General features: G+C 70.4%; 19 protein-coding genes and 1 pseudogene. 12 read left to right on the top strand and 8 right to left on the bottom strand.

Annotated features, from left to right (window positions below; all coding sequences use genetic code 11):
* The first annotated feature begins 131 nt into the window (after positions 1-131).
* The 3 genes from AAHG09_RS22410 to AAHG09_RS22400 all read left to right on the top strand — a co-directional run bounded on the left by AAHG09_RS22410 (position 132) and on the right by AAHG09_RS22400 (position 5,110).
* Complete coding sequence (locus tag AAHG09_RS22410) at positions 132-1,427, top strand: M16 family metallopeptidase (RefSeq protein WP_342109714.1); 1,296 nt, start codon at positions 132-134, stop codon at positions 1,425-1,427.
* Positions 1,428-1,758: 331 nt separating this feature from the next.
* Positions 1,759-4,620 (top strand): EAL domain-containing protein, encoded by a 2,862-nt coding sequence (locus tag AAHG09_RS22405; protein WP_412760077.1) that lies wholly within the window; start codon positions 1,759-1,761, stop codon positions 4,618-4,620.
* A 76-nt stretch (positions 4,621-4,696) separates the two neighbouring features.
* Complete coding sequence (locus tag AAHG09_RS22400; protein WP_342109712.1) at positions 4,697-5,110, top strand: globin family protein; 414 nt, start codon at positions 4,697-4,699, stop codon at positions 5,108-5,110.
* A gap of 53 nt (positions 5,111-5,163) precedes the next feature.
* On the opposite strand, the gene AAHG09_RS22395 is transcribed toward AAHG09_RS22400, so the two are convergent.
* The gene (locus AAHG09_RS22395; RefSeq protein WP_342109711.1) at positions 5,164-5,559 is read right to left on the bottom strand and encodes a type II toxin-antitoxin system HicB family antitoxin; all 396 of its coding nucleotides are present in this window, start codon (positions 5,557-5,559) and stop codon (positions 5,164-5,166) included.
* Between the two features lie 467 nt (positions 5,560-6,026).
* Here AAHG09_RS22395 and AAHG09_RS22390 point away from each other — a divergent pair, with 467 nt between their 5' ends.
* From AAHG09_RS22390 to AAHG09_RS22380, 3 genes are all read left to right on the top strand, one after another.
* A complete protein-coding gene (locus AAHG09_RS22390; RefSeq protein ID WP_342109710.1) occupies positions 6,027-6,419 on the top strand; it encodes a hypothetical protein in 393 nt (130 codons plus the stop codon).
* A 75-nt stretch (positions 6,420-6,494) separates the two neighbouring features.
* A complete protein-coding gene (locus tag AAHG09_RS22385; protein WP_342109832.1) occupies positions 6,495-7,430 on the top strand; it encodes a ferredoxin reductase domain-containing protein in 936 nt (311 codons plus the stop codon).
* Between the two features lie 688 nt (positions 7,431-8,118).
* The gene (locus AAHG09_RS22380; protein ID WP_342109709.1) at positions 8,119-9,705 is read left to right on the top strand and encodes a methyl-accepting chemotaxis protein; all 1,587 of its coding nucleotides are present in this window, start codon (positions 8,119-8,121) and stop codon (positions 9,703-9,705) included.
* A 23-nt stretch (positions 9,706-9,728) separates the two neighbouring features.
* On the opposite strand, the gene AAHG09_RS22375 is transcribed toward AAHG09_RS22380, so the two are convergent.
* Both AAHG09_RS22375 and AAHG09_RS22370 read right to left on the bottom strand, forming a co-directional pair.
* Positions 9,729-10,469, bottom strand: a complete 741-nt coding sequence (locus tag AAHG09_RS22375) for a Crp/Fnr family transcriptional regulator (RefSeq protein ID WP_342109708.1) — start codon at positions 10,467-10,469, stop codon at positions 9,729-9,731.
* A 162-nt stretch (positions 10,470-10,631) separates the two neighbouring features.
* Positions 10,632-11,651 carry a zinc-dependent alcohol dehydrogenase family protein gene (locus AAHG09_RS22370; protein ID WP_342109707.1) on the bottom strand — a complete coding sequence of 340 codons (1,020 nt, stop codon included), beginning with the start codon at positions 11,649-11,651 and terminating at the stop codon, positions 10,632-10,634.
* Between the two features lie 368 nt (positions 11,652-12,019).
* On the opposite strand from AAHG09_RS22370, the gene AAHG09_RS22365 reads away from it, so the two are divergent.
* Positions 12,020-12,304: a hypothetical protein gene (locus AAHG09_RS22365; protein WP_342109706.1), complete on the top strand. Its 285-nt coding sequence runs from the start codon at positions 12,020-12,022 to the stop codon at positions 12,302-12,304.
* Positions 12,305-12,879: 575 nt separating this feature from the next.
* Here the strand turns inward: AAHG09_RS22365 and AAHG09_RS22360 are convergent.
* Positions 12,880-13,149: a GCG_CRPN prefix-to-repeats domain-containing protein gene (locus AAHG09_RS22360; protein ID WP_342109705.1), complete on the bottom strand. Its 270-nt coding sequence runs from the start codon at positions 13,147-13,149 to the stop codon at positions 12,880-12,882.
* Positions 13,150-13,499: 350 nt separating this feature from the next.
* Between AAHG09_RS22360 and AAHG09_RS22355 the strand changes: the two genes are divergently transcribed.
* Positions 13,500-14,123 (top strand): hypothetical protein, encoded by a 624-nt coding sequence (locus AAHG09_RS22355; protein ID WP_342109704.1) that lies wholly within the window; start codon positions 13,500-13,502, stop codon positions 14,121-14,123.
* 193 nt (positions 14,124-14,316) lie between these two features.
* Here AAHG09_RS22355 and AAHG09_RS22350 read toward each other — a convergent pair whose 3' ends face one another.
* The gene (locus tag AAHG09_RS22350) at positions 14,317-15,147 is read right to left on the bottom strand and encodes an outer membrane protein (RefSeq protein ID WP_342109703.1); all 831 of its coding nucleotides are present in this window, start codon (positions 15,145-15,147) and stop codon (positions 14,317-14,319) included.
* Positions 15,148-15,940: 793 nt separating this feature from the next.
* On the opposite strand from AAHG09_RS22350, the gene AAHG09_RS22345 reads away from it, so the two are divergent.
* From AAHG09_RS22345 to AAHG09_RS22330, 4 genes are all read left to right on the top strand, one after another.
* The gene (locus AAHG09_RS22345) at positions 15,941-17,602 is read left to right on the top strand and encodes an adenylate/guanylate cyclase domain-containing protein (protein WP_342109702.1); all 1,662 of its coding nucleotides are present in this window, start codon (positions 15,941-15,943) and stop codon (positions 17,600-17,602) included.
* A 37-nt stretch (positions 17,603-17,639) separates the two neighbouring features.
* Positions 17,640-17,792 (top strand): hypothetical protein, encoded by a 153-nt coding sequence (locus AAHG09_RS22340; protein ID WP_342109701.1) that lies wholly within the window; start codon positions 17,640-17,642, stop codon positions 17,790-17,792.
* A 138-nt stretch (positions 17,793-17,930) separates the two neighbouring features.
* On the top strand, positions 17,931-18,437 hold the full coding sequence (locus AAHG09_RS22335) for a DUF2721 domain-containing protein (RefSeq protein ID WP_342109700.1): 507 nt from the start codon (positions 17,931-17,933) through the stop codon (positions 18,435-18,437).
* A gap of 116 nt (positions 18,438-18,553) precedes the next feature.
* Positions 18,554-18,757, top strand: coding sequence for a hypothetical protein (locus tag AAHG09_RS22330; RefSeq protein WP_342109699.1), 204 nt, complete (start codon positions 18,554-18,556; stop codon positions 18,755-18,757).
* A 13-nt stretch (positions 18,758-18,770) separates the two neighbouring features.
* On the opposite strand, the gene AAHG09_RS22325 is transcribed toward AAHG09_RS22330, so the two are convergent.
* The 3 genes and pseudogenes from AAHG09_RS22325 to AAHG09_RS22315 all read right to left on the bottom strand — a co-directional run.
* On the bottom strand, positions 18,771-19,031 hold the full coding sequence (locus AAHG09_RS22325) for a hypothetical protein (protein WP_342109698.1): 261 nt from the start codon (positions 19,029-19,031) through the stop codon (positions 18,771-18,773).
* Between the two features lie 367 nt (positions 19,032-19,398).
* A complete protein-coding gene (locus AAHG09_RS22320; protein WP_342109697.1) occupies positions 19,399-19,599 on the bottom strand; it encodes a hypothetical protein in 201 nt (66 codons plus the stop codon).
* 330 nt (positions 19,600-19,929) lie between these two features.
* Positions 19,930-20,056: pseudogene (locus tag AAHG09_RS22315) on the bottom strand (IS481 family transposase); the annotation flags it as partial.

Genomic DNA, 20,056 nt, shown 5'->3' with positions numbered 1-20,056 from the left:
AGGGTTGGGGTGAGGATCGAGAACTGTCCGGAGAGGTCGCACCCCTCACCCGGCTTTCTGCGAAAGCAGACCTCTCCCGCACGGGAGAGGGGACCCGCGCCGCATCCGGCGCCCCGCGCGACGAGCCGTCGATGAACCAGCATTTCTCCACCCACGCCGCCTCGCCGTCGCTGCGCACCACGCGGCTTCCCAACGGCGTCACGGTGGTCACCGAGCCGATGCCGGGCGTGGCCACCGCCAGCCTCGGGGTCTGGGTCGGGGCCGGCTCGCGCAACGAGCGCGCCGACGAGGCCGGGCTGTCCCACCTCATCGAGCACATGGCGTTCAAGGGCACGCGCACCCGCTCGGCGCAGAAGATCGCGGAAGAGATCGAGAATGTCGGCGGCGAGATCAACGCCGCGACCTCGACCGAGGGGACGAGCTACACCGCCCGGGTGCTCGGCGAGGATGCGGACCTCGCCCTCGACGTGATCGGCGACATCCTCACCGATTCGGTGTTCGACGCGGGCGAGCTCGCCCGGGAGAAGGGCGTGATCCTGCAGGAATACGCCGCCGTCGAGGACACCCCCGACGACGTGGTGTACGACGCGTTCACGGAGGCCGCCTTCCCGGACCAGCCGGTCGGCCGGCCGATCCTCGGGCGCCCGGAGACGATCCGGAGCTTCGACGAGGCCGGGATCCGCGCCTATCTCGACCGGGAATACACCCCGGACCGCATCGTGGTGGCGGGCGCCGGGGCCGTGACCCACGAGGCGATCGTGGCGGCGGCCGAGCGCCATTTCGGCGCCCTCCCCGCCAAGCCCGCCCCCACGGCGGTGCCGGGGGTCTATGGCGGCGGCGAGCGGCGGATGCCGCGCAAGCTCGAGCAGGCCAATCTGGTGATCGGCCTGCCGGGCCTCTCCTTCCGGGACGAGCGCTACTACGCGCTGCACATGTTCGCCCAGGTGCTCGGCGGCGGCCTGACCTCGCGGCTGTGGCAGGAGGTGCGCGAGACCCGCGGCCTCGCCTACGAGATCCAGGCCTTCCACTGGCCGTTCTCGGATTGCGGCCTGTTCGGCATCGGTGCCGGCACCGCCGGGGCGGACCTGCCCGAACTCGTCGACGTGACGCTGGCCGCCACCGCCCGGGCGGCCCGGGACCTCGACACCGTCGAGATCGCCCGCGCCAAGGCGCAGCTCAAGGTCTCGCTGCTCTCGGCGCTGGAGACGCCCGGCGGGCGGATCGAGCGCAACGCCCGCCAGATCCTGGCCTGGGGCCGGGTGATCCCCGCCGGGGAGGTGATCGACAAGGTCGACGCCGTCACGGTCGAGGACGTCCGCGCCGCCGCCGCCGCGATGCTCAAGGGCACGCCGACGCTGGCGGCGATCGGCCCGATCCGCAAGCTGCCGTCCCTCGACACGATCGCGGGCGCGCTCCGGGCGGCCTGAGCGCCAGTCCTGGTTTCGAAAGGGCGAGGCCCTTTCGCGGGTCCAGGGCAGAGCCCCGGTGCCGGACTTCCGTCCGGTGCCGGACCCCGTCCGGTGTCGGGCTTCGCCCGATCTCAGGGTTCCACCCTGAGCACCCGCCAAAGGGCTGACGCCCTTTGGAAACCCGGGAGCGTCGGTCAAACCAGCTCTGGATCGTGCCGCGCAATCGCAGCCGCAACTTGATTTGGCCGCAAAGGGGCGCGATCCGCTCGAACGTGGCCGCCCAAGGCGGCTGACGCCGCTTCTCGCACGGCCGGACACCAAGATACCCTTGCGCATCCTCGCCCTCCTCCTGACCCTGGTCGGCGGTCTCGTCGGTGCCCTCGCGCTGAGCGGGTCGGCTCAGGCCGTGGAGGCGGTGCGCGTCACCCTCGACGCCCCGGTGATCGACCTGACCGGCGCGATCGAGCGCTACCGCTCCGACGGCGACCTGATCCAGATCTCGACCGCACCCGGCAAGGACGGGATCGTCCGCCGCATCGTCGTGAAGGCCCGCGACGCCGGCGCCCGGCCCGACTGGATCGTGTTCGCGCTCACCAACGACACCGACGAGCAGATCGACCGCATCCTCGTCGCCCCGCATTTCCGGCTGGTCGATTCCGGGGTGATCTGGCCCGATCTCGGCGGCTCGCGGATCGCCGCCATCACGGCGAGCCAGGGCATCCGGCCCGAGCGCGACGAGAACCCGGAGGCCGACCAGTTCACGATCACGCTCGATCCCGGCACCACCGTCACCTACGTGGCCGAGCTGCGCGGCGCCAACATCCCCCAGCTCCACCTCTGGGACCAGGACGCCTATCGCCGGAAATCCGCCGGCCTGACCCTCTACAAGGGCATCATCATCGGGATCAGCGGGTTGCTGGCCCTGTTCCTGACCATCGTGTTCGTGGTCAAGGGCGCGATCATCTTCCCGGCCGCCGCCGCGCTGGCGTGGTCGGTGCTGGCCTATGCCTGCATCGATTTCGGCTTCCTGCAGCGGGTCTTCCCGGTCACCGAGCTGGCCGAGCGGGTCTACCGGGCCTCCGCCGAGGCGGTGCTCGGGGCGACGCTGCTGGTCTTCCTGTTCGCCTACCTGAACCTCGCCCGCTGGCACGTGCGCTACAGCCACGTGGCGTTCTTCTGGCTCGCCTTCCTGGCCGGCCTCGTGGGGCTCGCGGTGTTCGACCCGCCGGTGGCGGCCGGCGTGGCGCGGATCTCCATCGCCGCGGTGGCCGGGATCGGCCTGCTGCTGATCCTCTACCTCGCGGTCCATAACGGCTACGACCGGGCGATCCTGCTGGTGCCGACCTGGCTGCTCCTCGTCGTCTGGGTGGCGGCGGCGGGGTTCGCGGTCACCGGCCAGATCGGCAGCGACCTCGTGCAGCCGGCCCTGATCGGCGGCCTCGTGCTGATCGTGATGCTGATCGGCTTCACGGTGCTCCAGCACGCCTTCGCGGGGGGCGGCCTCAGCCATGCCCTCGTCTCCGACACCGAGCGCCGGGCGCTGGCGCTGACGGGCGCCGGCGACGTGGTGTTCGACTGGGACGTGCCGGCCGACCGGGTCTTCGTCGGCCCGGAGATCGAGGCCCAGCTCGGCCTCGCCCGGGGCACCCTGGAGGGGCCGGCGACCAACTGGCTGGGCGCCCTCCACCCGTTCGACGTGGAGCGCTACTCGGCGGCCCTCGACACGGTGATCGAGGAGCGGCGCGGCCGCATCGTCCACGATTTCCGCCTGCGCTCCGAGGCCGGCACGTTCTTCTGGTACCGGCTGAAGGCGCGCCCGGTGATCGGCGCCGACGGCGAGGTGATCCGCGTGGTCGGCACCATCGCGGACGTCACCGAGATCAAGACCGCCGAGGAGCGCCTGCTCCACGACGCGGTGCACGACAGCCTCACCGGCCTGCCGAACCGCGAATTGTTCGGCGACCGCCTCGACGCAGCCCTCGCCTTCGCCAGCCAGGACCCGCGCCTCAAGCCCACCGTGATCGTCCTCGACGTCGACCGGTTCAAGGGCATCAACGACGCGATCGGCCTGTCGGCGGGCGATTCGATCCTGCTGACCCTGTCGCGCCGCCTCGGCCGGTTGCTGCGCCCGCAGGACACCCTCGCCCGGGTGGCGGGCGACGAGTTCGCGGTGATCCTGGTCTCCGAGCGCGAGCCCGACCGGATCCTGGCGTTTGCGGAGATGATCCGCCGGGCGATCGCCACGCCGATCACCTACGCCGACCGCGAGATCTTCTTGACCGTTTCCATCGGGTTGGCGCTCTACGAGGCCGGCGCCAACCTGAAGCGCGACGAGGTGTTCAAGAGCGCCGAGATCGCCATGATCCAGGCCAAGCGCAACGGCGGCGACCGGATCGAGGTGTTCCGCGCCCACATGCGCACCGACCGCTCGGACCGGCTGATGCTGGAGAGCGACCTGCGCAAGGCGATCGAGCGCAACGAGCTGAAGGTGCTGTTCCTGCCGGTGGTGCGGCTCGAAGACCGCACCGTGGCGGGCTTCGAGACCGTGCTGCGCTGGGACCACCCGAAGCTCGGGCGCATCCCCGCCGCGACCTTCCTGCCGCTCGCCGAGGAGAGTGGCTTCATCGTCAATCTCGGCATCTTCGCCCTGGAGCGCACGGCGCTGGAACTCGCGGCGTGGCAGCGCTCCCTGGAGGTCGAGCCGCCGATCTTCGCGGCCTGCAACCTGTCCTCGCGCCAGCTCCTGCGCCACGACCTGCTGCACGACGTGAAGACCGTGCTGGCCCGCTCCGGCGCCCTGCCCGGCTCGCTCAAGCTGGAATTCAGCGAGAGCCTCGTGATGGAGAACCCGGAATACGCCGCCCAGATGCTGGCGCGGATCCACGACCTCGGCGCCGGCCTGTGCCTGTCGGATTTCGGCACCGGCTACTCGGCCCTGTCGTATCTCCAGCGCTTCCCGTTCGACACGATCAAGGTCGATTCGACCTTCGTGCGCCAGATCGGCACCGGCCAGACCGCGATCCTGCGCTCGATCGTCCGGATGGCGAGCGAGCTGAACCTCGCCATCGTGGCGGAGGGCTGCGAATCGGAGGCCGACGCCCAGGCGCTGGCCGGGCTCGGCTGCGAATACGCGCTGGGCCCGGCCTTCGGCGAGCCGATGACCCTGCTGCAGGCCCGCCAGATCGTCGGCGCCGCGCCGGAAGCCGCCTGATACCAACCTGGATTGGTTCTCGAGGGGTGGCCTGAGTGTAACCTGCCGGGGCGGTGATTCCCTGGCAGGTGCTGCGATGACCCCCGAACAGATCAAGCTGGTGCAGGACAGTTTCGCGAAGGTGCGGCCGATCGCCGGGACGGCGGCCGACCTGTTCTACGGCCGCCTGTTCGCGATCGCCCCGCAGGTGCGCCCCCTCTTCCCCGACGACATGGCCGAGCAGAAGACGAAGCTCATGGCCATGCTGGGGCTGGCGGTGGCCAACCTGAACCACCCGGACACGGTGGTGCCGGCGCTCCAGGATCTCGGGCGCAAGCACGTGGCCTACGGCACGCAGGCGGCCCATTACGCGCCGGTGGGCGAGGCCCTGATGTGGACCCTGGAGCAGGGGCTGGGGGCGGATTTCACCCCGGAGGTGCGGGCGGCTTGGGTCGCGACCTATACGCTCGTCGCCGGGGTGATGCAGGCGGCGGCTGCGCAGGCGGCGTGAGGAGGGCGCGGTGTCCTGACGCTTCGCGAAGGCCCTGCCCTCACGCTCGGTGATCAGGCACCGGCCGAGAGGCGCGCCTTGGCGGCCTGTGCCAGGAAGGCGGACCGGCTCTCGCCCGTCGCCTCGGCGGCCCGGTCGATACGGCGAAGCAAGCCCTCCTCCATGGAGATGTTCACCCGCCCGGGCAGCTCGACCTGGACGAGCGCCACCATGGCCCCGGTGCTGTCCGCCTGAAAGGCCGGATCGCCGCGCAACTCGTCCAGGGTGCGCACGCGCGGGATCTCGTCCCTATCTTCCACCAGACCGGCGACGTGGAAAGCCAGCATCTCGGCGGCCTTCCGGTAGAGCGTGTCGAGATCGCTGGCTACCGTGGTGGCGCCAGGGAAGTCGGGGAAGGATGCGCCGAACGCGCCGCTCTCCTCATCCACGAGCATCACGATATGGGTCATGGCTGCCCTCTCCACTGCCGGTGACCAGGGTATACGACACGAGGCCGGAAGCCTTCCGGCCGTCCAACCCACTCCCTCATCCTGAGGTGCCGGAGCGCAGCGGAGGCCTCGAAGGAGCCCTCCAGTGGCCACTGCGATCCCTGGAGCCCTCCTTCGAGGCCCGCTGACGCGGTCACCTCAGGATGAGGTGGTGGGTTGGATGCAGTGGGACGCTGTCGTGTCCTGTGGCCGGTGACATCGAAGAATTTGCGTAAAGCTACACACTCCTATGCGGGTGGCGGTCGACCTTGCCAGGATCGGCCGGCCCGCTCCACGCATGAGACCGCCGGGAGCCACACGGGAATGCAGGGGCAAGTCGTTGAGGCGTCAATAAAATCCGAACGCCATCGTTAAGCCCGCCTTAACCATGTCCGCGCAAGCTCCTGTTGATGGATGGGCGCGTCGGCGCCCGGGACGGGGACAGGCGGATGGCTGAGGCGGCGCGGCGTTATCAGCAGGCAGGCAGCTCCGATCTCTTGCGCCGCCTGATGGCCCGGCCGGTCCGGCTGGACCCGCAGGCTCGGACCCGGCTGCCCCTGCCCGGTCGTGACTTGCCCGGTCACGATCTCCACCGCGCCGACCCGCCCGAGAACGAGCCCGACGAAGACGCCTTCGACGATGCGGAGGAGGCCGACGCCATCGCCCGTCTCGAAACCGAGCTTCAGGTGATGAAAGCGGTGCTTCGCGCCCAGCGGCAGGAAGTCGAATCGCTGCGGGCGCAGCGCCAAGTCCTCACCGAATCCGCAGCCAGCGACGATGTCCGCGCGACCCGCGAGCGCTGGGCGGCCTTGGTCGATTCGCTCCTGATCCGTGCCCAGTGATCCGGCACCGTGAACCCGCCCTCGCCCGTGAATCCACCTTCGGTGATCCCTTTCCAGACCACGCGGGGTAAGGCCATGGGCGCGCGCTGCTCGCTCGTCGTCAACGGCCGGTCGGTGCGCGTCTCGACCGGCGACACGCCCCTGGAGGCGGCGCTGGCCGAGGGCATGATCGCGCCGATCCAGGCCCAGGCCGGCGCGCCGCTGGCCGGCCAGGGCGTGGCGCATCAGGGCGCCGCGCGCCCCGCCCGCCGTCCGCCGGCCCACCGGGCCCGGCCCGAATCCCTCCGGCCGGGCCTGCCGGCCGCCCCGATCCCGGGACAGGCGGAGGCGCCGCCGATCCCGGTCGCCCTCCGCAAGGGCACCGTCACGGAGATCCGCCGGCTCAGCCCCGGCATCGTCGAGGTCGTGGCCACCCTGACCAAGCGCCCGACCCTGGAGCCCGGCCATCAGGCCCGCGTCACCTTCGCGGGGCTGCCCACCCTGACGCTCGCCCCGACCCTGCGGGTCGACGGCGCCGCCGAGCTCAACGAGGCGGTGTTCCACATCCCCCGCGATCCCGAGGGCGGCTGGGTCGACGCGATCCGGCTCGACCAGCCCGTGCGCCTCAAGGGGCCCGTGGGCCGGGGGCAGTACCGCCCCGGGGGCGGGCGCCTCGTCCTGGTGGCGGCCGGCGCCGGCTTCGGCGCGATCTGGGCGATCGCCCGGGCGGCCCGCTACGTCGAGCCCGCCCGCGAGATGGCGCTCGCGGTCGGCGCCCGGGACGCGCTGGACCTCTATATGCGCGAGAGCCTGGACTGGCTGCGCCGCACCGGCGTCGGCCGGATCGTGCTCTGCGCCGACCGGGGCCGCCAGCGCCCGCCGGACGTCCGCTCCGGCCCCCTCACCGCCCACCTGCCGAGCCTGCGCGCCACCGACGTGGTCCATGTGGCGGGCGACGTCTCGACCGTGGGCGCCGTGCAGGTGCTGGCCGCGACGGTCGGCGCGCGTTGCTATCCCATCGTGCTCGACTAGTGCATCGATCCAGACGGAGGCTTCAGCCGAGTCTGGAAAAATTGATGCTCGAACAATGGGCTAGTGCTCACTCGCATGAACGAAGTGAGTGCGTCTGAGCACCAGCGCGCCCTCCGACGAAGCGGGCACCGGTTCGGCGCAAGCGGGCCCGTGACAACGAGACCCTCTGGAGCCCTGCCCGATCGCAGCGGATCGGGCACGGCGCTGGGGGCCGGCGGACGGACGCGTCGCCGCCTCTCCGCCCTCCCCCGCCGCGCGGGGCGTTCCCCGCGTGCCGCAGGATCCGGCGTGCGGTCTTCGGTGCACCTTGCCCCATCCCGACGACATCCGGATTGCGGCGGCCGGCCGGGTGCGGAGGTCGGTCCGACCCCCCTTTCGGACGGGACCGGGATTCGCGTCGACCGAGCATTCGAACACTTCCGCAACTTCAATAGTGCCAGCGGCAATGCAAGTCGATAGTTGATCTATAATATTAGCAAGATAGTATCGGTCATTATAATAGCCGTTGGGATTTCTGTAGCAAAAATCGAGAAAATCTGTGTTACACGGCTCCATCCTCCGAATGGGAGTTGGATACGTGCGGCTACTCAGAGATACGAAACTGATCGTCAAGATATCTATACCGATCATAATCATGATTATGGCAAGTGTTTTTATCGTATGTTATTCGCTCAATGCGCTCGAGAGCATGGAAAGACGTGATAGATATCTTGTAGATTACTATTTCTCGCGCCTGGAGATGTTCGGTCAGGTCCGGGAGCAGTTCCTCGAGGCCAGCCTGATGAACCGCAACATCATCATCGGCCAGCCGGAAGACGACATCCCGGCCTTCCGCGATCGCTATGATCGGGCCGTCAAAGCCGTGGCCGACAATGTCGAGACGCTGGCTGCGGGGTCGCGTCGGAAGGAGATCCAAGACATCCAGCGCAACATCGGCCGTCTCGCGCGGGCGTACTTCGATCTGCTCGATCGGTCCAACGCCCTCGCCTTCCGGGACGAACGGGACACGGCGATCCAGGTCGGCCTCGTGGAGAGCCGGGAGATCCGCCGGCAGTTCGACAAGGTGTCGCAGGATTACGAGGCGCTGGCGAGCGCCCGCCTCAGCGAGGCGAAGATCGCCTCGCAGCAGGAGGCCGCGCAGGCGCGCACGGTCCTGATCGGCTCCGCCCTGGCGGCCCTGCTGGCTGCGCTCGGCCTCTCGGTGGCGATCGTCGTGCTCGGCGTCACGCGGCCCCTTCACCGCCTCGTCCTCGGCTTGCAGCGGATGACGGAGGGCGATGTCGAGGCCGCGATCCCGGAGGCCCGGCGCGGCGACGAGATCGGGATCGTCGGCCGCGCGGTCGAGGCGATCAAGGTCATGGTCGCCCGCAGCGCCGCCGCCGAAGCCGAGCTGCGGCGGCAGGCGGAGGCCGCCGCCTCCGTCGAGCGCAGGCGCAACAGAATGGAGCTGGCCCAGGCCTTCGAGCAGGCGGTGGCCACGATCGTCGATCGCGTCTCGTCGTCCGCAGGCGAACTTCAGACCACGGCCCGTCAGATGACCACGACCGCCCAGGAGGCCGCGAGCCAGTCGGGCACGGTGGCGCGCGCGGCCGAGGAGGCGACGGCCAACATCAACACCGTTGCGGCCTCGACCGAGGCGCTCGGCAGTTCGATCCAGGAGATCGGCCGACAGGCGAGCGGCTCCTCCGGATTGGCGCAGCAGGCGGTCGATGAGGCCGATCAGGCCGCCGGCCTCGTGTCCGAGCTGCGGATGGCGGCCTCGGAAATCGACACGGTGGTGCGGCTGATCTCGTCCATCGCCGAGCAGACCAACCTGCTGGCGCTCAACGCCACGATCGAGGCGGCGCGCGCCGGCGAGGCCGGCCGCGGCTTCGCGGTCGTCGCCGGCGAGGTGAAGGCGCTCGCCGAGAGGACCGCTCAGGCAACCGACGGAATCGCCGGGCAGGTCGGCCGGATCCAGGGCGTCACCGGCGCGGCGGTGGGGGCGATCGACACGATCATCGGCCGGATCCGCGAGATCAACGGCATGGCGGTCGCGATCGCGGCCGCCGTGGACGAGCAGGGTGCGGCAACCCAGGAGATCGTGCGCAATGTCGGCCAGGCGACACAGGGCGCCTCGGAGGTGACCATCAACATCGCCGGCGTGGCCGAGGCCTCGGAGCAGACGGGGATTGCAGCCGATCATGTGCTGACGGCGGCGACGGCCCTGGCGAGCCAGTCCGAGCGCCTGTCGACGGAGGTCGACCGCTTCCTGGCCGGCATCCGCGCCGCCTGAGGGCCCGGCCGGCCGGGCGCGGATCACGCGCGCTGCGCGACGGTGCGGCCGGCCGGGCCGGTCATGTGGAGATAGGTCGGATCGAAATGGGCGAGCCGGGCTAGGGCGGCCGGGTCGTGGATGGTGAGGCGCCGGCTGCGCAGGGTGATCAGCCCCATGCCGCGCAGCTCCTGCAGCGTACGGTTGACGTGCACGCTGGTCTGGCCCATCGCGTCGCCGAGGTCGTTCTGGGTGATCGGCATCGGGCAGGTGCCGGCCTCCGCGAGGCCCACCGCCTCCAGCCGGGCCTGCAGCTCGCAGAACAGGTGGGCGAGCCGCTCGATGCCGGTGCGGCTGCCCAGGCTGATCGTCCATTCGCGCTGCACCGCCGCGGTGGCGAGGGCCTCCCGGTGGAAGGCGAGGTCGAGCTGCGGGCTGCGGGCCGTCATCGCCTGCAGCGCGGCGCCGGGGATCTGGCCGAGGAGGACGGGCGTGATCGCGCCGATCGTGTGATCCATCTCGTCGAGGAGGAAGACGTGCGGGTCGCACGGGTCGCCCGGCAGGAGGAACGAGACGACCTGGCGGCGCCCGTTGATGAACTGCCGGTAGCGGCAGGCCCAGCCGTCGAGGATGACGCTGACGGCGCGCGGGTCGTCACCCTCGTGGATGATATCCGTCCGCGCGGCGATCAGGCGCCCTGGTCCGACGGCATCGATCAAGCACAACCGATCCGCTTCGGAGAGCCGGACGTAGCATTCCAGCTTGCGCACGAGCGGATTCGACATGGTGTTCCTCCGCACCGGCTTGGGTGCACAAGCCTACAGAGGGTTTTCTCGAATGAATACTTATGCAGATTAGTTTACTGGTCTGTGGAGCCGATTGGCGAACGTTCGCAGGCGATCCAGACCCGGCAGATGGCGTCGATCCGGCACGCCATGGCGGGTTCCTCAAATCGTGAGGCAGATCTTGCCGAAGTGGCGGTTGCTCTCCTGGTGCCGGAACGCCGCGACGATCTCGTCGAGCGGGTAGCGGCTGTCGATCACGGGCCGCAGCCCGCAGGCCTCGATGCCGCGGATCATCGCGATCTGGTGGCTCCGGCTGCCGACCAGCACGCCCTGCAGGCGGATCTGCTTCAGGAGCGCCGGGACCAGGGGCAATGCGCCCGCCACCCCCGACAGAATGCCGATCACCGAGACGTGGCCCGCGACCCGCACGGCCGCCATGGATTGCTCCAGCGTCCCCGGCCCGCCGACGTCGACGACGTGATCGACGCCGCGTCCCCCGGTCAGCCGCCGGGCGGTCTCGCCCCAGGCCGGGTCGGCGCGGTAGTTGATGACGTGGTCGGCGCCGAGCCCGCGCAGGCGCTCCAGCTTCGCGTCGCTGGAGGAGGTGGCGATCACCGTGGCGCCCGCGGCCTTCGCGAATTGCAGGGCGAACAGCGAGACGCCGCCGGTGCCCTGGACGAGGACGACGTCGCCGCTCGTGAGGCCGGCATCGGCGTGGAGCGCCCGCCACGCGGTCAGGCCGGCGGTGGTCAGCGTTGCCGCCTCGGCGTGGTCCCAGCCCCGGGGGGCGTGGGTGAAGGCGGTGGACGGCGCCGTGACCCGCTCCCGGGCGTAGCCGTCGACCCCGTCGCCCGGCACGGTGGCAAAGCCCTCGACCCGCGGCGTGCCCGCCAGCCAGGTCGGGAAGAACGTGCTGACCACGGGATCGCCCACCGCGAACTCGGCCGGCCCGGGCCCGACGGCCTCGACCGCGCCGGCCCCGTCGGACATCGGGATGCGGGGCTCGCTCGGCCCCCACATCCCGCTGACCACCGCGTAGTCGTGGTAGTTGAGCGAACTCGCCCGCAGGCGGACGGTGATCTCCCCGGGGCCGGGCTCCGGAACCGGTCGGTCCCCGAATCCGACCCTGTCGAAGCCGCCCCCCGGCTGGACGATCAAGGCGCGCGTGCGTGATCCGGTCATGACCGCCTGTCCCTGCCCGGACTCGACCGCCCGGGGTCCGATGGTGGCAGGCCGGGCGCCCCGCGTCGAGACGCGCGGCGGCGAGCCGGCTTCACATCTTCTGCTCCCGAGGGCGGGGTCCGCGCATAAGCTCCGCTGCGAAGCCCTCTCAAATGAGCAGCCTTTTTCCGGCTCCGGCGGCTAGATTGCCCGGGTCGCAACGACCGTCGAAGCGAGCGTCGATACGACCGTCGATGCAGAGCCGAAGGGAGGTTTGCCGTGATCGCCAGCGTGGATCGGATCGCCCCGACGATGTCGCCCTGTCCGTGGTGTTGCCGCGTCCGAGACGCGGAGAGGACACCCCCCCCCGACACGGAAGGCGACCAGAGATGCTGACCTATAACGGTTCCCCGACCCCCCATTCCGATCTCCACGCCGCGGCGCTTGCCGGCCCCCTGCCCCGGAGCGTCCGCTCCCATCCCGCCCACGAGCACGCCACCCACGAGCACACCGCCCTCGCGAACGCCCTGGACGACGGGCTGATGCCCGACGAGGTGGCCGGGATCCTCGCCGGCCGGAGGGTGACCGAGGCCTTCCCGATCCGTCGGGGCGAGAGTCCCGAGGCCTACGCGTCGCGGGCCGTGGCCGAGATGTTCGTGGCCTACCTCCAGTAGGAGGCCGGCCTGCCGTCGGCCTTCGTGGCCCGGGCCCTGGCGGTGGCCTCGGCCACCATCGGGATCCCTGATGCAGCGCAGCTCTGCGCGGCCGGCCTCGTGATCGGTCTCGTCGGATCGGACCCGGCCGCGTGGAAAGCGGAGCCGCGTTCCTGTGGCGGATTGCAGCCGTGCTGGACAGACCGGGCGCCAAGGCTTCGCCCTGGCGACCCACCAAAGGGCGCAGCCCTTTGGAAACCCGTTTCGACGCGGCGCCGCGCCGAGCCGCGTCAGCCGCCCTCCCGATGGCGTGCGGGGTCGGGTCCAGAAGGGCGGTCACCGGGGCGGTCACCGGGGCAGTCGCCGGGGCGGGCGGGCTTCGGTGGCTGCTGCGGTCGCCCGTTCTCGCCGAGCCGTTTCCGGCCGGCCCGCTCGGCCGCCGCCCGCTCCCGCGCCGGATCGCCGGTTCCCACACTCTGATCCCGGGCCATGGCGTCTCCCGTGCGTGGCGCGATCACCCGATCGGAGGCCCGCCGTCGGTTCAACCCCGGGACCGCATCACGGTTCGGCGGGGCCGGGCCCCGCCGCCGGTCGGCTCAATAGCGACAGACGCGCCGCGGTCCGAACGGGGTCGGACGGAAGAAGCAGCGCGGGCCGTAGAAGCGCGGCCGACGGTAGATCGGACGGCAGCGGCCGTAGGGACCTGGCGCCCAGCCGGGACCGCAGCCGTAGGCCACGCCGGTCACGGAGGCAGGGCCGGCCAGCGTGTCCGCAGGGGCCGGCGTCAGGGGGGCTGCGCCGGCGGAAGCGAAGCCGAGGCCGCCGATGACGGCCGCCGCGGCGGCGAGCATCTTCACGTGCATCATGATCAACCCTTCTGTTCGGGCTCGCGCCGGGCAGGCCGCGCGCGAGGTCCGGGCAGATTGGTCATCCTGCCTGAATGGACGCTGACCTCGGCCGTAACTATCTGGAAACAAACAGTTCCTTTGCCCAGGGTTGCCCGGGCGGGCGGGCCGTGAGGCCGCCGTCCACCGGCGCCGTCCCGGCCCGGCCCCGCCGTCCACCGGCGGCCGGGCCTTCGGGTTCGATCCTCAGGGGCCAAATCGCCGGGGCTGCCGGCGAACAATCCAATGCGATTTTCGCCCGGGCCGCGCACCACCGGAACGGAGCGGTGGGCTTGGTGTTGTCTGCCAAATCTTTATTCGGAGACAGAGCGATGGCCGGAACCGCGAAGAAGACCGATCCCAAGCTGTGGGAGAAGGTCAAGAAGCAGGTCACGAAGTCGGAGAAGGGCGGCAAGCCGGGTCAGTGGTCGGCCCGCAAGGCGCAGATGGCGACCGCCGAATACAAGAAGGAAGGCGGCGGCTACGCGGGCAAGAAGTCGGACGACAACCACCTCAAGCAGTGGACCGAGGAGGAGTGGGACACGAAGTCGGGCAAGGAGAGCGGCAAGACCGGCGAGCGCTACCTGCCCAAGAAGGCCCGCGAGACGCTGAGCGACAAGGAATACGCCGCCAGCACGGCCAAGAAGCGGGCCGATACCGCCAAGGGCAAGCAGTTCTCGAAGCAGCCGAAGGCGGCCGCCGAGAAATCCGCCGCGGCGCGCAAGACCGGCAAGACCAAGAAGGCCGAGGGCAAGGCCAAGTCCGGGACAGCCAAGTCCGGGACAGCCAAGTCCGGGACAGCCAAGTCCGGGACAGCCAAGTCCGGGACAGCCAAGTCCGGGACAGCCAAGTCCGGGACGACCAAGGCCGAGCTGATGCGCAAGGCCCGGGCGCAGAACGTCCCCGGCCGGTCGAAGATGTCGAAGGCCCAGCTGGAGCACGCCGTCCACGCCTGAGGGGCCAGCACCCGCCAACGAAAAACGCCCCGGGAGAGGCTCCCGGGGCGTCGCTCGGCGCGAGCGGCCAGTCTGATCGGGCTGGGGACGCTCGGGTCGAGGGGCGATGCGGCGGGCCGCATCGCGGATGGTCGACCACTGGGAGAACACCTGTCGGGCCGTCAGGTCCGACGGGTGTTTCCAGGGGTGCGTCTTAGTACGAGCCGAACTTGTAGTTCAGGCCGGCGCGGATGACGGCGAACTCGTCATTGCGGCGGCCGACGGCGCTGTAGGCGACCGGGAAGTTGTTGGCGGCGTTGATGACGAGCGCACCCTGGTTGCGGGTGTTGCGGTCGAGGTTGACGTACAGGCCTTCGACCTTGAGCGTCACGGCCGACGAGCGGAAGAAGTTCAGGAACGAGTCGACCGGGAGCGCGTACTCCATGCCGCCGCCGACCGCGTAGCCGGTGCGGAAGCTGTCGTTGCCGACGTAGCCACCGAACGAACGGTCAGCGGAGCCCGAGCCGTAGGCGAAGCCGCCGGTGCCGTACACGAGGACGCGGTCGAAGGCGTAGCCGAGGCGGCCGCGCACGGTGCCGAAGTAGTCGAGGCTCGACAGGCCGCGCGGGTCGGTCACGTAGTAGCCGGCGGCCAGCGGGCCGGTGACGATCGAGCGGTTCCGGTTGCGGCCGAAGTCGAGGTACTGGGCGTCGGCCTCGACGCCGAACACCACGCCGTTGCCCGGCGTCAGCTGGAAGTTGTAGCCGATCTGGGCGCCGCCCGAGAAGCCTTCCTGGTTGTTCTGGCCGAAATAGGCCGTCGTGCCGTTGCCGTACGGAGCCGGGACGGCGAAGCTCGAGGTGGTGTTGCTGCTGGCATCGAACGCGTAGCCGGCGTTGATACCGAAGTAGGCGCCCGACCAGGTGAACACCGGAACCGGGGTGAAGATCGGCGGCGGGGCGGCCCGGCGCGGCAGGTCGGCGGCCGAGGCGGCGCCGGTCAGGAGGGCCGTGGCGGCGCTCGCGAGAAGAAGCTTCTTGATCATCTGGTCCTCTGTCTCCCGTTGGGCGGGATGTGTACCGGACCACAGAACGACAGGTTGATGCCGGGCGATAGTGCAACGCTGCAACAGCCGAGCTTGATGTTTTGGGGCGCCCAATAATCAAGTGCGTTTAAGCACATCCCGCAGGAGATTGCTGCAGCGCGGAGGGAGACGCGTATCCGACCGGCCGGCCGGAGCATCCATCCCGGAGCATCCATCCGGACGCCGGCCCCGGTGCGGCGCGCCAGGCCCTGGTTCCGGGGGCATCGTTTGACGTGCGTCGGAGGCTCGCCGTTCGGGACGCGGCGCGAAACAAGAAGCCCCGCTGCGCGGGGGCAGGCGGGGCTTGAGTTCGATCGTAAACGTTCCCAGGACCAACCAGGAAGCTTCGAGGACATTTAAAACCTACCGGACACCGGCTCGCAAGACGGCCGCATGCGGCAATGCGCGGTTAACATTAATTGACGATTCGACCCTGATTCGTGCCGGGACCGGGTGGACGCAGTCTCCACCGCGCCCCGGCCACTCCCCCGCATTGCGTCAGGCCGCGCCGCCAGATCACGGCGTCGCTCGTCCACGAACTGGCGCGTCGTCGCGGGGACGAGGTCAGTGATCGCGGCCGGTCGCCCATGGCGAAAACCTGTGGTGCGCCGTCTTGCACTTGGCAGGACGGTATTCGGCGGCGTAGGCTTGCCGGAATGGCATGCGTTCTAGGCCGGTCGATCTGGCCTCATGCGCCCGGCCGCGGGAAGCGGATCGCGCTCGGGTGGCGGACCGGCTTGTGGAGAAGCGTCGGATGTCCAGCGTGAGCGAGCGGACCGCGCGGCAGCAGCGGATCATGGCGCCGCTCCTCGTCGCGGCCATCCTGCTCGGCCTCGCCGGCCTGCCGATGGCGGTCTGGCTCGACCTGCGCGGCCTGTCGGAGCGGATGCTCCAGACGCAGGCGGTGGAGACGGCCCGGATCATCGACCAGATGCGCAGCTTCTACGCCAGCGACGTCGTCCAGGCGGTCAACGGCGCCACGGGGCGGGTGATCACGACGCACGACTACAAGGGCGTGCCGAACGCCATCCCGATCCCCGCGACGCTCTCCCTGGAACTCGGCGAGCGGATCAGCGGTGCGGACGGGGCGGTGAAGTACCGCTTCATCTCCGACCTGCCGTTCAAGGACCGCAAGCCGCACGAACTCGACGCGTTCGAGGCCGGCGCCCTGGCGGAGCTGCGCGCCCACCCGCAATCGGGCTTCACCAGCGAGACCGCGGGCTCGTTCTTCGACCGCCAGGTGCGGATCGCCGCGCCGATCCGGATGGAGTCGGCGTGCGTGCGCTGCCACAACGCGCATCCCTTGAGCCCGAAGACCGACTGGAAGGTCGGCGACGTGCGCGGCATCCAGGAGATCGTGCTGCACCAGTCGATCGCCGCCAACGTCTTCGCGTTCAAGTACCTGCTGGGCTACTTCATCCTGGCGGCGCTCGCCGGCAGCACGGTCCTGCTCCTGCAGGCGCGCCAATCCCGCCTCATCGACCGGATGAACCGCGAGCTGACGGAATCGAACGGCTTCCTGGCCGCGGTCTCGGTGCAGATCGCGAAGTACATCTCGCCCCAGGTCTACCGGAGCATCTTCAGCGGCGAGCGCGACGTGTCGGTGACGACCGAGCGCAAGAAGCTGACGATCTTCTTCTCCGACATCAAGGATTTCACCGCCACCACCGAGCGGCTCCAGCCCGAGGAGCTGACCGCGCTCCTGAACGAGTATTTCACCGAGATGACCGCCATCGCGCTGAAGCACGGCGGCACGGTCGACAAATATATCGGCGACGCGATGCTGGTGTTCTTCGGCGATCCCGAGACGAAGGGCGTGCGCGAGGATGCGCAGGCCTGCGTCCGGATGGCCCTCGCGATGCAGCAGCGCCTCGGCCAGCTGAGCGCCCGCTGGCGCCGGGCCGGGATCGAGCACCCGTTCCAGACCCGGATCGGCATCAACACCGGCTATTGCAACGTCGGCAATTTCGGCTCGGACGAGCGGATGGACTACACGATCATCGGGGCCGAGGCGAACCTCGCGGCCCGGCTGCAGGCGGCCGCGGCGCCGGGCGGCATCACCCTGAGCTACGAGACCTACGCCCTCGTCAGCGACATCGTCCGGGCGAGCCCGCAGGACTCGATCCGCATGAAGGGCATCAGCCGCGCCGTGGTCCCCTACGCCGTCGAGGGCGACCTGACCGCCGAGGCCAGGGGCGCAGCCGGGGGCGAGGCCGGGGATACGGTGTTCTCCGAGCACGCGCGGGGCATCGACTTCTACGTCGACGTCGCGGCCCTGGAGGCGGACGGCGCGGCCCGGCTCCGCAGGCGCCTGCTCGACACGCTGGCGGCCGTCGAGCGCCGCATGACCGGCACGGACGGGCCGGCCGGGGATCCGGAGCCGCACCCGGCCGCGCTGCGGCGCGCGGCCGGGTGATGGCACGGCGCATCGGCCGCGGCTCCGCGAGGCGCGCATGAATCCGGTCGTCCTGCTGGCGATGCTCGCCCTCCTGGCGGTCTGGATCGGAATCGGCGTCGCCGTCGTGGCCTATGGGACGCCGCTCGGCTTCGCCTGCTACGTCCTGGCCGCCGTCGTCACCAACCCGCGGGTGTGGCGGCTCCGGTGACCGGCTTGCACGGGCGGGTCATCCTGTGGTGACCCTGCCGGCATGGTGCCGTCGCGATTCCCCCTCCCCCGCCGAGCCGGCTCCGGGTGCCACCCGGGAGGCCCGGGGCGCGTGACCCGCGCGCGGGCCTAGCGCGGGATGTTCGGATTCTCGCTCAGCTCCACCGAGCCCGACAGCATCGCGCACATCATCCAGGTGGCGCTCGCGCCCGCCTTCCTGCTCTCGGCGCTCGCGACGCTGCTCAACGTGTTCTCGACCCGCCTCGGCCGGATCGCCGACAAGGTCGATGCCCTCGCGGCGGAGGCCGCCCGGATCGCGCGGGCGGGGACGGCGGGGGCGGCGGATGCCGAGGCGCGGCGCCTGGCGCGCCGGCTGACCTACCTGCGGCGGCGCTCCTTCGTGCTCGACGTCGCGGTCGCCCTCGCCTCGCTGGGAAGCTGCCTGATCGGCCTGGCCGTGCTGACCCTGTTCGTCGGGGCGCTGCGCGACGGCGCCGCCGCCTCGGTCCTGTTCGCCTGTTTCGGCGCGGCCCTGATCTGCACCGTCGCGGCGATCACCGCCTTCATGACCGAGATCCTGATGGCCGGCCGCGGCGTGCGCGACGAGGTCGACCGCCAGCAGGACGCGGTGCCCGAGCGGCGCTAAGGCTACCCCGCATCCGGCCTGCATCCGGCCCGCCCTGCCCTTGCGTTGTGCGCGCGCTGCCCTTGCATTGTCCTTGCGCCGCCGTGGGAACCGGGTCTTAATCCTCCCGGTGCTTGATGCCGCTCGACGCCGCACCTGGGGGGTTCGTCATGACGGTCGCGATCCTGGTTGCCCTCTTGGCCGGCGCCCTTTCGCTCGGCGTCCTGTCGTCGGTCTCGTTCCGGCGCCGGGAGGAGATCGAGCTCGACGACGGGTATCCGTCCGACGAGGAGATCTTCGATCTGGGCGGCCCGGTGATCGACCTGGAGCCGCAGCGCTGACCGCGCCGGCCCGCTACCCCTCGGGCGCGGGCGCCCCGGCCCCGGACGGGGTGTTCTGCCGCCTGGACCAGACGACGCGCCCGGCCTGATCCCTCAGGGCGGCCGAGCCCGCGCGGCCGGCGAGCAACTGCGCGAAGCGCGCCTTCGCGTCCGCCACGGCCGCGTGCTCGGACGGCGCGAGGATCTGCTCGTCGTGGATGATGATGCCGCTCGCGCTCTCCCGGTGCACGATGCATTGCAGGCGATAGGGGGCCGACGGTGGGCTTGCGGCCATGGTGCCCTCCGGTCCGGTCACGCGGTCCAGGGCCCGGTGCTCCGCCGGTGCGCCGAGGCGCCCGCGTGCGGCGAACCGGCATCCGCTCCGGCGCAGGGCGCTCTGCGCGCCCGGCCGTGGGACTCGCCGTTCCGGGAAGCGAAGACGCGGCCGAACACGGGAGACCTCCTCGGATGCATCCACCCCGATGAAGTCATACCAGATATAGCCCGCTCAAGAACCGTCCAGCCGGTGTCTTGTCCAGGCGTATCTCGTCCAAACGTGTCTCGCTCAGGCGTCTGCCGCCCGGGAGCGCCACGCATCACCGGCCGCGGCCCCCGATCGCGACACGATCGGGGGCCGCGGCCGGTTCGGGGCTTGGCCGCCGTCAGGCCGCCTCGCCCTCCGCGTCGTCGGCGTCCAGGATGGTCTCCAGATCGCCCACCAGGGCATCGAGCTGCTCGGCGGTCGCCTTGAGCTTCAGCGTGGGGCCGTCCTGCGTCTCGATCGCGATCTCGATGTGATCCGCGACCTTGGCGGCCAGCGCCTGCTTCACCGTGTAGGTCGTCACGTCAGCCTTGTCCGCCATGCTGTCTCCTGGGTTGGCTCCCGGCAACGCGGGGCGGCCCGCATCGATACTGCGGCAGAAGCTCGCGAGGGACTGGGGCCTGCGCCGGAGCCATGCCCCGATCGCGTTGCCATCGGGCATGGCTGTCGGTCATTGTTTGAGCGCGCTCTCTTGCGCCGAACCGGTCTCCACGTCGGTGGAGGGTGCTCCAAGCAGGTTTCGCAGACGTGGCCGCCGGTTTTGCGTCGAACATCTGCGACACACCCAGGACCTGAACAGACGCAGTGTCGGCCTGCCAAGGCAGGTCTGCCGAGTGCTCAGACGCACTCACTTCGTTCATGCGAGTGAGCACTAGATGTTTGGTCCCAGCATTTGGTGGAGCGGGTCTGACCTGAAGCGGCTGGGCTCGGCCGACCATGCCTTGCATATGGCTTCGTAGGGCGTGAGGCCGCGCAAGGTCTTGAGGCGGCGGGCGAAG

Origin of the sequence: Methylobacterium guangdongense, assembly GCF_038442355.1 — a bacterium.
Lineage (GTDB): Bacteria > Pseudomonadota > Alphaproteobacteria > Rhizobiales > Beijerinckiaceae > Methylobacterium > Methylobacterium guangdongense.
The sequence above is the reverse complement of the archived record's forward strand: the minus strand, read 5'-3'. Positions and strand labels throughout refer to the sequence as shown.